Origin of the sequence: Pseudomonas sp. xss_4, from assembly GCF_043104125.1 — a bacterium.
Classification (GTDB): Bacteria; Pseudomonadota; Gammaproteobacteria; order Pseudomonadales; family Pseudomonadaceae; genus Aquipseudomonas; species Aquipseudomonas parafulva_B.
In genome coordinates this window covers 246,031-260,364 of record NZ_JBICKJ010000027.1, presented here as the reverse complement: position 1 = coordinate 260,364, position 14,334 = coordinate 246,031, and the positions used below count along the sequence as shown (strand labels likewise).

The 14,334-nt window shown below is 63.1% G+C and carries 11 protein-coding genes; 5 read left to right on the top strand and 6 right to left on the bottom strand.

The features are described 5' to 3' along the window. Positions 1 to 29: 29 nt before the first annotated feature. Positions 30 to 1,001: a thymidylate synthase gene (locus tag ACF8GB_RS06150; protein ID WP_058638153.1), complete on the top strand. Its 972-nt coding sequence runs from the start codon at positions 30 to 32 to the stop codon at positions 999 to 1,001. A 127-nt stretch (positions 1,002 to 1,128) separates the two neighbouring features. On the opposite strand, the gene cadR is transcribed toward ACF8GB_RS06150, so the two are convergent. After that, positions 1,129 to 1,572 (bottom strand): Cd(II)/Pb(II)-responsive transcriptional regulator, encoded by a 444-nt coding sequence (cadR, locus tag ACF8GB_RS06145; RefSeq protein ID WP_058638152.1) that lies wholly within the window; start codon positions 1,570 to 1,572, stop codon positions 1,129 to 1,131. Positions 1,573 to 1,653: 81 nt separating this feature from the next. On the opposite strand from cadR, the gene ACF8GB_RS06140 reads away from it, so the two are divergent. After that, positions 1,654 to 3,912 carry a heavy metal translocating P-type ATPase gene (locus ACF8GB_RS06140; RefSeq protein WP_197844090.1) on the top strand — a complete coding sequence of 753 codons (2,259 nt, stop codon included), beginning with the start codon at positions 1,654 to 1,656 and terminating at the stop codon, positions 3,910 to 3,912. Positions 3,913 to 3,933: 21 nt separating this feature from the next. Here ACF8GB_RS06140 and ACF8GB_RS06135 read toward each other — a convergent pair whose 3' ends face one another. Together ACF8GB_RS06135 and ACF8GB_RS06130 are read right to left on the bottom strand one after the other, a co-directional pair. Further along, positions 3,934 to 5,298: a GTPase/DUF3482 domain-containing protein gene (locus tag ACF8GB_RS06135; protein WP_392526708.1), complete on the bottom strand. Its 1,365-nt coding sequence runs from the start codon at positions 5,296 to 5,298 to the stop codon at positions 3,934 to 3,936. Continuing rightward, positions 5,291 to 6,682, bottom strand: coding sequence for a DUF2868 domain-containing protein (locus ACF8GB_RS06130; protein WP_196121343.1), 1,392 nt, complete (start codon positions 6,680 to 6,682; stop codon positions 5,291 to 5,293). The genes ACF8GB_RS06135 and ACF8GB_RS06130 overlap by 8 nt, the downstream gene beginning before the upstream one ends. Before the next feature lie 54 nt (positions 6,683 to 6,736). Between ACF8GB_RS06130 and ACF8GB_RS06125 the strand changes: the two genes are divergently transcribed. After that, complete coding sequence (locus tag ACF8GB_RS06125; protein ID WP_058638148.1) at positions 6,737 to 7,252, top strand: dihydrofolate reductase; 516 nt, start codon at positions 6,737 to 6,739, stop codon at positions 7,250 to 7,252. Between the two features lie 47 nt (positions 7,253 to 7,299). Here the strand turns inward: ACF8GB_RS06125 and ACF8GB_RS06120 are convergent, their stop codons facing one another. Then, entirely contained in the window at positions 7,300 to 8,691 is a 1,392-nt protein-coding gene (locus ACF8GB_RS06120; protein ID WP_392526707.1) for an L-cystine transporter, read from the bottom strand. 241 nt (positions 8,692 to 8,932) lie between these two features. Between ACF8GB_RS06120 and ACF8GB_RS06115 the strand changes: the two genes are divergently transcribed. Next, on the top strand, positions 8,933 to 9,988 hold the full coding sequence (locus tag ACF8GB_RS06115; protein WP_196185510.1) for a haloacid dehalogenase-like hydrolase: 1,056 nt from the start codon (positions 8,933 to 8,935) through the stop codon (positions 9,986 to 9,988). Positions 9,989 to 10,081: 93 nt separating this feature from the next. Here the strand turns inward: ACF8GB_RS06115 and ilvD are convergent, their stop codons facing one another. Beyond that, positions 10,082 to 11,923, bottom strand: coding sequence for a dihydroxy-acid dehydratase (gene ilvD, locus ACF8GB_RS06110; protein WP_058638145.1), 1,842 nt, complete (start codon positions 11,921 to 11,923; stop codon positions 10,082 to 10,084). 475 nt (positions 11,924 to 12,398) lie between these two features. Between ilvD and ACF8GB_RS06105 the strand changes: the two genes are divergently transcribed. After that, positions 12,399 to 13,055 (top strand): magnesium transporter, encoded by a 657-nt coding sequence (locus ACF8GB_RS06105; RefSeq protein ID WP_078479284.1) that lies wholly within the window; start codon positions 12,399 to 12,401, stop codon positions 13,053 to 13,055. A gap of 34 nt (positions 13,056 to 13,089) precedes the next feature. On the opposite strand, the gene ACF8GB_RS06100 is transcribed toward ACF8GB_RS06105, so the two are convergent. After that, entirely contained in the window at positions 13,090 to 14,286 is a 1,197-nt protein-coding gene (locus ACF8GB_RS06100) for a class I SAM-dependent rRNA methyltransferase (protein ID WP_058638144.1), read from the bottom strand. Positions 14,287 to 14,334 lie beyond the last annotated feature (48 nt).

Below are 14,334 nucleotides of genomic sequence, written 5' to 3'. Positions count from 1 at the left end.
ATCCCCTGCCGTCTAGCTACAGGTAAGCCATGAAACAGTATCTGGACCTGGTCCGCGACGTTATCGAAAACGGCACGTTGCAGGAAAACCGTACCGGCATCCGCACCATCAGCCTGCCAGGGGCGATGCTGCGCTTCGACCTGCAGAAGGGCTTCCCCGCTATCACCACGCGCAAGCTCGCGTTCAAGTCGGCCATCGGCGAAATGGTGGGCTTCCTGCGCGGGGTTCGCAATGCCGGCCAATTCCGTGAGTTGGGTTGCAAGGTCTGGGACCAGAACGCCAACGAAAATGCCCAGTGGTTGGCCAACCCGTTCCGCCAGGGCCATGACGACCTGGGCGAGATCTACGGGGTACAGTGGCGGCAATGGCCGGGCTACAAGCGCATCGCCCTGAGCAATCAGGCCGCGATCGAGATGGCGGAAAAGGCCGGCTTCCGGCAGATTGCCCAGGATGAAGAGGGTGGCGTGGCGTTTGTCATCCTCTACAAGGCCATCGATCAGGTCCGCCAGTGCCTGGACACCATCGCCAACGATCCTGGCAGCCGACGCATCCTGTTCCACGGCTGGAACTGCGCCCAGCTGGATGAAATGGCCCTGCCGCCTTGTCACTTGCTCTACCAGTTCCACCCCAACGTGGAAACGCGCGAGCTTTCACTGACGCTTTACATCCGCTCCAACGACCTTGGCCTGGGTACACCATTCAACCTCACCGAAGGAGCGGCATTGCTGGCGCTGTTCGGCCGGCTGACCGGCTACACGCCGCGCTGGTTCACCTATTTCATCGGCGACGCCCATGTGTACGAGAACCACCTGGACATGCTCAACGAGCAGCTCAAGCGCGAGCCGCTGGAAGCGCCCAAACTGGTGATAAGCGATCGGGTCCCGGCGTTCGCCGACACAGGCAAGTACGAGCCGCAGTGGCTTGAGCAGATCGAGCCGAGTGATTTCTGGCTCGAAGGGTATGAGCATCATGCCCCGATGACGGCGCCGATGGCGGTCTGAGGGATCCCTTTCATACCCCCAGTGTACGATCCCCACAGGAGCGGCCTAGCCGGGACGCTCCTACCCGAAATCCGCTAGCCCTTGGATGCGGCGCAAGACCATTGTTCCGGCAGGCTAGTCACGCCCACTAATGCCCATGGCTACGCCCAACATGTGAATGCTCGATGTCTGGCACCGTCACAGCGCCGTTGGTTTCTAGCTGCTGCAAAATGGCGCATTGCGCGCCTTCCTCGTTACACCGTCTTCGCAAATCCATCAGTTGCGCCTGTAATGCCACCAACCCATCGAGCCGGGCCTGGACGTGCTCGATATGCTCGTCGATCAAGGCATTCACGCTGCCGCACGAGGCCTGAGGGCTGTCACGCAGCTGCAGCAGGCTGCGGATTTCATCGAGCGTCATGTCCAGCGTGCGGCAGTTGCGTATGAATGTCAGGCGCTCGACATGCTCTTGGGTATACATCCGGTAATTGCCCTCGCTGCGCGCAGGCTCAGGCAGGAGCTTTTCGCGTTCGTAGTAACGAATGGTCTCCACAGCGCAGTCCGTCGCCTTGGCAAGGTCGCCGATCTTCATGTTGAAAACTCCTGGCATTCGCTTGACCCTATAGTGGCTACAGGGTGTTCACTTGGCAACAGACTCAATTAAGGATGACCCATGAACAAGTCTGTCAGCCCTGAACACACGCATCATCATGAGCACAATCATGACCATGCCCATGACGACGTGCGCCATGGCGATCAGGGTCATACCTGTTGCAGCACGCAGGCCGCGCCTGCCCACGTGCAGTTGACGTCCATTCCCAGCGAGCAGGCCCAGCTCAGCCGTTTCCGTATCGATGCCATGGATTGTCCGACCGAGCAGACGCTGATCCAGGACAAACTGGGCAAGATGGCTGGCATCGAGGCGCTGGAATTCAACCTCATCAGTCGCATCCTGGGGGTCAGGCACACGCTCGATGGCACGTCCGACATCGAACGGGCCATCGACAGCCTGGGGATGAAAGCCGAGCCGCTCGTGGGTGATGCGGACAGCGCTACCGTGCCAGCGCCGCCGCGCCAGCAGGGTTGGTGGCCGCTGGCGCTGTCCGGCCTGGCAGCCCTGGGCGCCGAAATCGTGCACTTCGCCCAGCTCGCGCCGCAATGGCTGGTGGCTGCGCTGGCACTGGCGGCGATCCTGGGTTGTGGTCTGGGTACCTACAAGAAGGGCTGGATTGCGCTAAAAAACCGAAACCTCAACATCAACGCCCTCATGAGCATCGCGGTCACCGGTGCGTTGCTGATCGGCCAATGGCCGGAAGCAGCCATGGTGATGGTGCTCTTTACCGTGGCCGAACTGATCGAAGCCCGCTCGCTGGACCGTGCACGCAATGCCATTGGCGGGCTCATGCAGTTGGCGCCGGACATGGCGACCGTGCAACAGGCCGACGGCCAATGGCGCGAAATGGACGTACGTGAAGTCGTTGTCGGCGCGACGATGCGCGTACGGCCAGGCGAGCGTATCGGGCTCGATGGCCAGGTGATCAGCGGGCAGTCCAGCGTCGATCAGTCCCCGATCACCGGTGAAAGCCTGCCGGTGGAGAAGGGCCTGGGCGACAAGGTCTTCGCCGGCACCATCAACCAGGCAGGTGCCCTGGAAATCAAAGCCACCGCCGTGGCCGGTCAGTCCACACTGGCTCGCATCATCAAGGCTGTCGAGCAGGCGCAAGGGGCGCGGGCGCCAACCCAGCGCTTCGTCGACCGGTTTTCGCGGATCTATACGCCGGCGGTGCTGGCCCTTGCGCTGGCCGTGGCGATCGTCCCGCCGCTTCTGCTGAACGGCACCTGGTTCGACTGGGTGTATCGTGCGCTTGTGCTGCTGGTAGTGGCATGTCCCTGTGCACTGGTGATCTCGACCCCCGTCACCATCGTCAGTGGCCTGGCGGCTGCGGCGCGCAAAGGCATCCTGATCAAGGGCGGGGTGTACCTCGAAGGCGGGCGCCACCTGGACTTCCTGGCCCTGGACAAGACCGGCACGATCACCCACGGCAAGCCCGTCCAGACAGACTTCAAGGCCCTGCAACCGGCGTTCGAGCATCGTGCGCAGGCCCTGGCATCGAGCTTGGGTGCACGCTCCGATCACCCCGTGTCGCGAGCGATAGCCCAGTTCGGCCAGGACAACGACCTGCCCCACAGTGAGGTCCGGGATTTCACCGCGATCGCGGGCCGTGGCGTGCGTGGCACCATCGAGGGTGAGGTGTTGCACCTGGGCAACCATCGCCTGGTCGAGGAGCTGGGGCTGTGTTCACCCGAACTGGAAGTCCAGCTCGATGCCTTGGAACAGCAGGGCAAGACGGTGGTGTTGCTGCTCAACGCATCAGGCCCCCTGGCATTGTTTGCGGTGGCCGATACCGTCAAGCAAAGCAGCCGGCAAGCCATTGCCGAGCTTCATGCACTGGGCATCCAGACAGCCATGCTGACCGGTGACAACCCGCACACCGCCGCGGCCATCGCGCGTACGGTAGGCATTGATCGGGCCGAAGGTAACCTTCTGCCAGCCGACAAGCTCAGTAGCATCCAGGCGCTGTACGACCAAGGTCATCGCGTCGGCATGGTCGGGGACGGCATCAACGACGCGCCGGCGCTGGCCAGGGCCGAAATCGGCTTCGCCATGGCGGCGGCTGGCACCGACACTGCCATCGAAACGGCCGATGTGGCGCTGATGGACGATGACCTGCGCAAGATCCCTGCGTTCATCAGGCTGTCGCGGCACACCGCAGCGATCCTCAAGCAAAATATCGTGCTGGCCTTGGCGATCAAGGCGATTTTCCTGGGCATTACCTTCGCCGGGCTGGCCACCATGTGGATGGCCGTATTCGCCGATATGGGCGTGAGCCTGCTGGTGGTGTTCAACGGTCTGCGCTTGTTGCGCAAGTGACCACCGCCTGAAAGGCCAGGCCTAGAGTTGCTGCACCAGCGCTTCGAGCTGCTCCTGACGCTGGGCCTGGTTCGGTTTAGCACCTGGGTTGAGCGTGGACCATTGCGGGTGCGCGCGAGCCCGCACCAGCGGTTCGGGCAGCTTGCCCTGACGCCAGGTCTTTTCATCCAAGGGGCCCAGGCGAATACTGTCCTGAGCGGCGTGCCCACGGTGGTCCAGTGCCACCATCAGCTGTTGCTGACGCAAGGCTAGCAAGCTCAGGACGGTATCGTCGACGGTCAGCTCGCGTTTGCCCTTGAGCTTGCCCATCAGGCGCGCGCCATAGCCGCGTGCCGTCTGCAGGGCGCCGCCGGCGATGGCCCCGGCCAAGGCGGCGACGCCCAGGGTAAGCCCACCTGCCAGCAGGTCCACGCCGGCCCCGGCCGCCGCGCCTGCCGCTACACCGCCGCCTACACGCACTCCAAGCTGCTTCAGGGTTTCAGGATTGAACAGATCGTCCCCCCAGCGCCCGTCCAGCAACGGCAGGTCGCTGGCATGCGCGTCGTCGCGCCGGAACGCATAGAGCTTGAGCAGAGCCTCCACGCAGCGCTGTTCACGCTGGCGCACGGCCTGGTGGAGCGCCTCGATGGCCTGTGCCTGGGCAGAAGGTTCACCTTCCACGCTGCGACGACAGGCGGCGCAGTCCAGCAGCAATTCGGCGATCAGGCGTTTGCCACCTTGCTGGCGGGCCACCCGTTGGGCCTGCTGATCGTCGATCAGGCGCTGCAAGCTAGGGCGTGCATCTTCCAGCAGCAGGGCGAGGCTCTCATACAGGCGGCGCTCGCCATCTTCTGGTGGGGCTACGGTGTCGAATCTCACTAATGCATGAAGCCCAAGCCGGGCGAGGGCTTCACGCCACTGCGGTTCGCGATGCTGGGGGCTGGAGACAAAGTTGAGCACCGGCAGAAGTGGCTTGCCACAGCTGGCCAGCACGTCGAGTTCGTCACGGTACTTGGCCAGCACCGGCTCGCGGGCGTCGATGACATAGAGCCCGGCATCGCTTGCCAGCAGCTGGCGCAGCACCTTGGCCTCCTGCTCGAAGCGCTGGCGCGCCTCGCTGCCCTGCAGAAAGCGCTCCAGCCGCGCCGGGCCATCCAGGCGCTCGCCAGGGCGTTCGAGACGTTCGAGGTAGTCGAGCAGGGCGATGGCGTCTTCCAGGCCCGGTGTGTCGTAGAGCTCCAGCAGAGGCTCCCCGTCCACGGACAAGCGAGCCCCTTCCACATGGCGTGTGGTGCTGGGGCGATGCGAGACCTCCCCGAAACCGACGTCACGCGTGAGGGTGCGTAGCAGCGAGGTCTTGCCCACGTTGGTGTGGCCTACCACGGCCAGCTTCAAGGGCTCAGTCATGACCGTGCTCCAACCAAGCCAACGGTAAAGTGTCAGCATGAGGGAGCCCCAGGCGATCCAGGGCTTCACGCCAGTCATTCAGGCGCCGTTCGTCGCGAAGCTGATCAGCGACAGCAGGCAACAGCCAGATACGCGTACTGCCTGCATTGCGCGCCAGCTCGGCAAGCAAGGCCAGGCTACCGCGGTCCGGCGAGCGCTCAGGGTCGAGGGCAATGGCCAGGCGCGCGGGTGGAAAACGCCCCAGTTGCTCAAGCAGACGATGCCGCGACTCCCGGCTGTCCAGCACACCGGCATCAGCGACATTGGCGGGCAATGACGGCGGCCAAGGGCGCTGATCATCCAGCTCGACGCCGACCAGCAGTGCGCCGGCATTTTCAATGAGTGACGGCTGAGCCTTGAATTGCGGCAGTGTGTCGGGCGCATCGTCCTGCACACCCAGGCGCTCGCTGTTGGGCATCAGCCTGTCGCGCAGCGGCATGTAGCCTGGCAGGTCCGTGTCCAGCGCCAGGCGTTGGCGCCCTTGCTGCCAGCGCCACAGGCACACGCCAGCCAGGAGCAGACGCGGCAGCACGCCATAGACCACTACCACGCCCAGCAGCCAGCTGGCCCATGCCTGGCGCGTCATGGCCAGGGCCGGTGCGGTGTCACCGCTGGCCCGAATCATGGCCGGGTCAGGTACCGCAAAGCCCAGCAGCGCGGGCAGGGCGCCCAGGGCCTGGGTCATGGCGATGAAAGGCTCGGCCGCCAGCAACGTGGTTTCCCAGACGAATCCATAGCGCCGGGTGGCCAGCAATGTCAGCAGCACACCCACCGCGCTCAGCATGGCCGCCACCCACAGGCTGTGGACCAGCAAACCCAGCAACCAACGGCCCAGGCGTTGGCGTTGCAGCAGCACCAGCAGGGCCGGCGCCAGGTGGGCGGCACGGGCGTCGCGGGCAAAGCGTTCGCTCAACCACAGCCAAAGCCGCCCCAGCAGCGCGCCGTGCTCACCGCTCAGGAACAAGCCGATCAACCAGCCCAGCAACATGACCAGGTTCAGCCCCAGCAGGCTGCCCAGCGCCCAGAACACATTCACCGGCCGCTGCCCGTCACCCAGTGCGGCCAACGCCAGGCCGCCGCCACTGAGCACGGCCATCAACACCATCGCCACCAGCGCCAGGCGTGCCCCTTGCTTCCAACGCCGCAACGCGGCGGTCAAGCCGTCGCGTTCGGCCAGCAGCAGCGCGCGGGTCTCGATGCGCAGGGCCAGGCTGCCGCCTTGCTGGCGGGCACGGCGGTTCGCTTCCTGGTCCTCGAGAGGGCCGGCATGTTCTTCGCGCAGGCGTATCGCCTCGGTGAGCCAGCGCTTGTCCAGCAAAGAAGGTGCAGTCACAGGGTGTTCCATTGCACAGGTCGTGGCAGCAGCATAACTCACCCGCGCGGTGCTATTCTCGCCGGCATGAAGACATTACTGCCCTTAAGCCTGATCGTGGCCTGCGCCGACAACCGCGTGATAGGCATCGACAATTCCATGCCCTGGCATTTGCCGGGGGACTTCAAGTATTTCAAGGCCACCACCTTGGGCAAGCCCATCATCATGGGCCGCAAGACCTGGGACTCGCTGGGACGGCCGCTGCCTGGGCGGTTGAATATCGTGGTCAGCAGGCAGCCCGGGCTAGAACTGGCCGGTGCCGAAGTTTTCGCTTCGCTGGAAGACGCGCTGGTGCGGGCTGATCAGTGGGCGCGCGAGCAAGGTGTCGACGAGCTGATGCTGATCGGTGGTGCGCAGCTCTACGGGCAGGCGCTGGAGCAAGGACTCGTCAGCCGGATGTACGTGACGCGGGTCGAGCTGTCGCCCAAGGGCGATGCCTGGTTCCCGGATTTCGATCGCAAGCAGTGGACGCTGCTGTCCAGTCAGGCGCAGGCTGAGGAAGGTAAGCCGTTGTATCACTTCGAGGTGTGGGACAAGGCCTGACGCCTGTTGCGCGAGGAAAGGGCCGCGCCGTGCGGCCCCCCGTGAACTCAGGTATGGCTTAATGCTGCGTGTTCATCATCGGCCAGTACCTGCTTGTCGGTTTCCTTGAGCAGCTGGCTGGTTACCACGCCAGCCGTCATCGAACCGTTCACGTTCAACGCCGTACGGCCCATGTCGATCAGCGGCTCCACCGAAATCAGCAGGGCTACCAGCTCCACCGGCAAGCCCATGGCCGGCAGCACGATCAGCGCGGCGAAGGTAGCGCCGCCGCCAACCCCGGCCACACCGGCCGAACTGAGCGTGACGATGGCCACCAACGTGGCGATCCACAGCGGATCGAAGGTGTCGATGCCAACCGCTGGCGCGACCATCACCGCCAACATGGCAGGGTAAAGCCCGGCACAGCCATTCTGACCGATGGTGGTCCCGAATGAGGCGCTGAAGCTGGCGATAGACTGCGGCACGCCCAGGCGACGCGTCTGGGCCTCGATGTTCAGCGGGATGCTGGCAGCGCTCGAACGGCTGGTGAAGGCGAAGGTCAGCACGGGCCATACCTTGCGGAAGAAGCGCAGCGGGCTGACCCCGATCGCCGCCAGGATGATGGCGTGGACCACAAACATCAGCGCCAGGCCCAGGTAGGACACCACTACGAAGCTGCCTAACTTGAGGATGTCTTCCATGTTCGAGCTGGCCACCACCTTGGTCATCAATGCCAGCACGCCATAAGGCGTGAGCTTCATGACCACGCGCACCAGGCGCATCACCCAGGCTTGCAGGGTATCGATGGCCGAGAGTGCACGCTGACCCTTTTCGGCGTCGTCCCTGATCAACTGCAAGGCGGCCAGGCCGACGAAGACGGCAAAGATGACCACGCTGATGATCGATGTCGGCTTGGCCCGCGCCAGGTCGCCAACCGGATTGCTGGGGATGAACGAAAGCAGCAGTTGCGGGATGTTGAGGTCGGCGACCTTACCTGCATAGTCGCTGTGGATCACTTGCATGCGTGCGCTCTCCTGGGCGCCTGCCACCAGGCCTTCGGCACTGAGGCCAAAGAGGTTGGTCAGCAGGATGCCGATCAGGGCAGCGATAGCCGTGGTCAGCAGCAGCGTGCCGATGCTCAGGACGCTGATGCGTCCCAGGGAAGAGGCATTGTGCAGACGCGCCACGGCGCTGAGGATGGAGGCGAAGATCAGCGGCATGACGATCATCTGCAACAGGCCCACGTAGCCGTTGCCGACCAGGTCCAGCCAGGTGATGGTGGTCTTGAGCACAGGGCGCCCTGCGCCATAGATCGTATGCAGGGCCAAGCCGAAGCCCACGCCAAGTGCCAGGCCCAGCAGCACTTTCTTGGCCAGGCTCCAGTCGGTACGGCGGGTCTGCGCCAGTCCTAGCAACAAGGCCAGGAACGCCAGCAGGTTTAGCAGCAGTGGCAGGTTCATTGAAGCTCCGAAAACGAGAAGATGAGGCGCCGCCTCTATGTGCGATTGCGAACGGAAATGCTAACAGCCTGAAAACAAACGAATTTATATCCAAATCGAATTTATATAGTCGCAAATGGAATAAAGAGGCGTCGTGGATTGTAATGAGCGAGGCGTTTACTGGGGTGTAAAGGTCGCAATCGAGCGGTGCTGACAGGGCTCACTCGAATAGCGTCTGTCAGTCGTTTCAGGAGATTCGTACATGAACGTTGCGCTCAAAACCGCCGCCATCGGCCTGTCCCTGCTGTTCAGCTGGCAAACCTCCGCTACTGAGCTTGACCACTGGCCAGCCGAAGCCGCCACACAGCTCGACCGCATGATCATCGCCAATGCCCATAAGGGTAACTATGCGGTGTTCGACATGGACAACACCAGCTACCGCTACGACCTTGAAGAAGCGTTGTTGCCATTCATGGAGAACAAAGGGCTGCTGAGCCGTGACAAGCTGGACCCTTCGCTGAAACTCATTCCCTTCAAGGACAGTGCCGAGCACAAGGAAAGCCTGTTCAGCTACTACTACCGGCTGTGTGAGATCGACGACATGGTCTGCTACCCCTGGGTGGCGCAAGTGTTTTCCGGCTTCACCCTCAAGGAACTGAAAGTACAGGTGGATGCGCTCATGGCGTCCGGCAAGCCTGTGCCCAGCACCTACTACGACGGGGATCAGGTCAAGGCCATCGAAGTGCAGCCGCCCAAGGTCTTCAAGGGCCAGGCCGAGCTGTACAACAAGTTGATGGAGAACGGCATTGAAGTCTACGTGGTGTCAGCCGCTTCCGAAGAGCTGGTGCGCATGGTCGCCTCTGACCCCAAGTATGGCTACAACGTGAAGCCGCAGAACGTGATCGGGGTCAGCCTGCTGCTCAAGGATCGTGCCACGGGGCAATTGACCACGGCACGCAAGCAGATCAGCGCTGGGCACTACGACGCCAAGGCTAACGAAGGGCTCGAACTGACCCCTTACCTGTGGACGCCCGCCACGTGGATGGCGGGCAAGCAAGCGGCGATCCTGACCTACATCGATGAATGGAAGAAGCCCGTGCTGGTGGGCGGCGATACCCCGACCAGCGATGGCTACATGCAGTTTCATGGCGTGGATGTCGGCAAGGGCGGGATCCACCTGTGGATAAACCGCAAGCCCAAGTACATGGAGCAGCTCGAAGGAATGATCGCCAGGCAGGCAGCGGCCCAGGCCAAGGAAGGGTTGCCGGTGACGGCAGACAAGAACTGGGTGATCGTGACGCCTGAACAGATTCAGTGAGCAGGTTGCATCCGTGATGGATGCGCGAGGCCGCTGTCTTGGCAATAAAAAACCGGCGCTCGAAGCGCCGGTTCTCGTCATGCTGGATGGGTATCACAGCCCTTCGAGCATCGCCTTGTTGCGCACGGCACCTTTGTCGGCACTGGTCGCCAACAGGGCGTAGGCCTTCAAGGCTGTCGTCACCTTGCGCGGGCGTACCTCAGCCGGTTTCCAGCCCTTCTTGTCCTGCTCGGCGCGGCGCTCGGCCAGCTCGTCATCGCTCACCAGCAGGTTGATCGAGCGGTTGGGGATATCGATCAGGACTTTGTCGCCGTCACGCACCAGGCCGATGGCGCCGCCTGCTGCGGCTTCCGGCGAGGCATGACCGATGGACAGGCCCGAGGTGCCTCCCGAGAAGCGGCCGTCGGTGAGCAGGGCGCACGCCTTGCCCAGGCCTTTGGACTTGAGGTACGACGTGGGATACAGCATTTCCTGCATGCCCGGGCCACCTTTCGGGCCTTCGTAGCGGATGATCACGATGTCGCCGGCCTTCACTTCGTCGGCGAGGATGCCACGCACGGCGCTGTCCTGGCTTTCGAAGATCTTGGCCGTGCCTTCGAACACATGGATCGATTCGTCGACACCGGCGGTTTTCACCACGCAGCCGTCCAGGGCGATGTTGCCGTACAGCACGGCCAAACCACCCTCTTGTGAATACGCGTGCTCGAAGCTGCGGATGCAGCCGTTCTCGCGGTCGTTATCCAGGGTTTCCCAACGCGTCGACTGGCTGAACGCGGTCTGGGTCGGGATGCCAGCTGGGCCAGCCTTGAAGAAGGTGTGCACTGCCTCGTCGTCGGTCTGGGTGATGTCCCACTTGGCGATGGCTTCTTCCATGCTGCGGCTATGCACGGTGGGCAGGTCGGTGTGCAGCAGGCCGCCACGGGCCAGCGAGCCCAGGATGCTGAAGATACCGCCGGCGCGGTGCACGTCCTCCATGTGGTACTTCTGGATGTTGGGCGCCACCTTGCACAGCTGCGGCACCTTGCGCGACAGACGATCGATGTCGCGCAGGTCGAATGCCACTTCGCCTTCCTGCGCCGCAGCCAGCAGGTGCAGGATGGTGTTGGTCGACCCCCCCATGGCGATGTCCAGCATCATGGCGTTCTCGAACGCCTTGAAGTTGGCGATGCTGCGCGGCAGGACCGATGCGTCGTTCTCGCCGTAGTAACGTTTGCACAGCTCGACGATGGTGCGGCCGGCCGTCAGGAACAACTGCTCGCGGTCCGAGTGGGTGGCCAGGGTGGAACCGTTGCCCGGCAGGGCCAGGCCCAACGCCTCGGTCAGGCAGTTCATCGAGTTGGCGGTGAACATGCCAGAGCACGAGCCGCAGGTAGGGCAGGCGCTGCGCTCGTATTCGGCGACCTTTTCATCGGAGGCCGTGCTGTCGGCGGCGATGACCATGGCGTCGACCAGGTCCAGGCCATGGCTTGCCAGCTTGGTCTTGCCGGCTTCCATAGGGCCGCCGGAGACGAAGATCACCGGAATGTTCAGGCGCAAGGCAGCCATCAGCATGCCGGGAGTGATCTTGTCGCAGTTGGAGATGCAGACGATGGCATCGGCACAGTGCGCGTTGACCATGTACTCCACCGCGTCGGCGATGATTTCACGGCTGGGCAGCGAGTACAGCATGCCGTCGTGACCCATGGCGATGCCGTCATCGACCGCGATGGTGTTGAATTCCTTGGCCACGCCACCGGCGCGCTCGATCTCGCGAGCGACCAGCTGGCCCAGGTCCTTGAGGTGCACATGGCCCGGCACGAACTGGGTGAAGGAGTTGGCAATGGCGATGATCGGCTTCTTGAAGTCTTCGTCCTTCATGCCGGTGGCACGCCACAGGGCGCGTGCACCTGCCATGTTGCGGCCGTGGGTGGAAGTCTTGGAACGGTAATCAGGCATGAAACACTCCTGGCGGCTTAATCAGGTCACAGAAAGGGGAGTGAGCTTCTCTTGTCCTCTGTACCGCAGGCCGGTTGCCACTGGCACGGATGGGGCCGAAGACCGCGCGGGATCGCCGCGTGCTTGGCCAGAGCTCATAAACCCGCCGGGGGATGACTGGCGATGAATAGCCCGATTCTACACCGCTGGCGCCGGGAAGGCATGACGATGTGCCCGAGCGGCGGTTTTGGGCGAAAAACCGAAGTTGTAGGAACCGTCTGAAACGATCCGTGTGAGGCTGACCTGCGCCTGACTTGCCATTATCATTCGGCCGCCGCATGTGCGGCTTGACGAGATAACCCTCAATGGACCTTCCCAGTTACCGGTTCGTCACGAACTGCAACCTGGCACTGAGCGCGCCGCCGCCAGGGCTGCCGAGGGCTTGAGTCTGCGAGGCTGAAGCCTGCAGGCGCCTGGTCGGCGCCTGGAGAACTTCATGCAAAACCCTATCGATAAAACCATCGCTGTTGGTGCCGTCGACGCTGCGCTCGACGCGCAACGGCGGCAAACCACCGAAAGCTTCCACAAAGGCGCCTCCATCACCAATACCATCGGTGACCTGCGGCACGCGACCCTCGGATTGCTGTACCGCAAGCGGGTGTTGTGGCTGGTGCTGCTGGTGTTCGGCAACCTGTTCTCAGGGGCAGGCATCGCGGCCTTCGAAGAAACCATTGCCGCGCATATCGCCCTGGTGTTCTTTCTGCCACTGCTGGTCGACAGCGGCGGCAATGCAGGCTCCCAGTCGGCAACCCTCATGGTCAGGGGCCTGGCCACAGGCGAAGTCACGCTGAGCGACTGGGGGCGAATGCTGGGGCGCGAATTTGGCGTCGCGCTGCTGCTGGGCTGCACCATGGCGGTAGCCGTGGCATCGCTTGGGCTGTTGCGTGGCGGCCCGCAGATCGCCTTGATCGTGGCCAGCAGCATGGTGGTGATCGTGCTGGTCGGCAGCCTGATCGGCATGAGCCTGCCGTTTCTGCTGAGCCGGCTCAAGCTGGACCCCGCCACGGCCAGCGGGCCATTGATCACGTCCATTGCCGACGCAGCAGGCGTGTTGGTGTACTTCGGTATCGCGACCCAGGTGCTTGAACTCTGAAACGATCGGGGGCCACCCAGGCCCCCGTCATGGCTCAGCTGTTGGGCAGTAACCGGCAGGTGATGCTCTTGATGTAGCGGGTTTCGCCAATCGCCGGGTGCACCGGATGGTCAGGGCCCTGACCACCGCGCTCGAGCAGCTGCATGTTGCGGTCCAGGTGACGGGCACTGGTCAGCAGGATGTTGTGCAGATCGTCTTCGGGCAGGTGCATCGAGCAAGAAGCACTGACCAGAATGCCATCCTTGTTCAGCATGCGCATGGCCTGCTCGTTGAGCCTGCGGTAAGCCGCCTCGCCGTTCTTCAGGTCTTTCTTGCGCTTGATGAAGGCGGGCGGGTCGGCAATGATCACGTCGAAGCGCTCCTCGGCTGCCTTGAGTTCGCGCAAGGCTTCGAAGACGTCGCCCTCGACACAGGTCAGCTTCTCACCAATACCGTTGAGCGCGGCGTTGCGCTCAACGCCATCCAGGGCAAAGCCCGATGCATCGACGCAGAACACTTCGCTGGCGCCGAAGGCACCCGCCTGCACACCCCAACCGCCGATGTAGCTGAACAGGTCGAGTACGCGCTTGCCCTGAACATAGGGGGCCAGGCGTGCACGGTTCATGCGGTGGTCATAGAACCAGCCGGTTTTCTGGCCTTCACGGACCGGGGCTTCGAAACGAACACCGTTTTCTTCCAGCGGAACCCAATCCGGGACTTCACCGTAAACGGTTTCGACATAGCGCTGCAGGCCTTCGGCATCACGGGCCGCCGAATCGTTCTTGAACAGGATGCCGCTTGGCTTGAGCACCTGGACCAGCGCCGCGATCACCTCATCCTTGTGCGCTTCCATGGTTGCCGATGCCAGTTGCACCACCAGGATGTCGAAGAAGCGATCGACGACCAGCCCCGGCAGCCAATCGGAATCGCCATAGACGAGGCGATAGCATGGCTTGTCGAACAGGCGCTCGCGCAGTGACAAGGCCACGTTCAGGCGGTGCACCAGCAGTGACTTGTCCAGTGGCAGCTTGACGTCGCGTGACAGCAAGCGGGCGCAGATCAGGTTATTGGGGCTCAGGGCAACGATGCCCAGTGGCTTGCCGTTGGCGGCTTCGAGCACGGCTTGCTGGCCGGCCTGCAAGCCTTGCAGCGGGGTGGTGGCAACGTCTACCTCGTTGCTGTAGACCCACAGATGGCCTGCGCGCAGGCGGCGGTCGGCATTGGCTTTGAGGCGAAGGCTGGGCAGGGACATGACGTCGCTCCGGAAAAAAGAGCGGGAGTATAACCCCTACCCAACCTT

Bases quoted from the DNA above. Each gene is read 5' to 3' on its own strand.
- ACF8GB_RS06150 (WP_058638153.1), top strand. From the start codon at position 30: ATGAAACAGTATCTGGACCTGGTCCGCGACGTTATCGAAAACGGCACG.
- cadR (WP_058638152.1), bottom strand. From the start codon at position 1,572: ATGAAGATCGGCGACCTTGCCAAGGCGACGGACTGCGCTGTGGAGACC.
- ACF8GB_RS06140 (WP_197844090.1), top strand. From the start codon at position 1,654: ATGAACAAGTCTGTCAGCCCTGAACACACGCATCATCATGAGCACAAT.
- ACF8GB_RS06135 (WP_392526708.1), bottom strand. From the start codon at position 5,298: ATGACTGAGCCCTTGAAGCTGGCCGTGGTAGGCCACACCAACGTGGGC.
- ACF8GB_RS06130 (WP_196121343.1), bottom strand. From the start codon at position 6,682: ATGGAACACCCTGTGACTGCACCTTCTTTGCTGGACAAGCGCTGGCTC.
- ACF8GB_RS06125 (WP_058638148.1), top strand. From the start codon at position 6,737: ATGAAGACATTACTGCCCTTAAGCCTGATCGTGGCCTGCGCCGACAAC.
- ACF8GB_RS06120 (WP_392526707.1), bottom strand. From the start codon at position 8,691: ATGAACCTGCCACTGCTGCTAAACCTGCTGGCGTTCCTGGCCTTGTTG.
- ACF8GB_RS06115 (WP_196185510.1), top strand. From the start codon at position 8,933: ATGAACGTTGCGCTCAAAACCGCCGCCATCGGCCTGTCCCTGCTGTTC.
- ilvD (WP_058638145.1), bottom strand. From the start codon at position 11,923: ATGCCTGATTACCGTTCCAAGACTTCCACCCACGGCCGCAACATGGCA.
- ACF8GB_RS06105 (WP_078479284.1), top strand. From the start codon at position 12,399: ATGCAAAACCCTATCGATAAAACCATCGCTGTTGGTGCCGTCGACGCT.
- ACF8GB_RS06100 (WP_058638144.1), bottom strand. From the start codon at position 14,286: ATGTCCCTGCCCAGCCTTCGCCTCAAAGCCAATGCCGACCGCCGCCTG.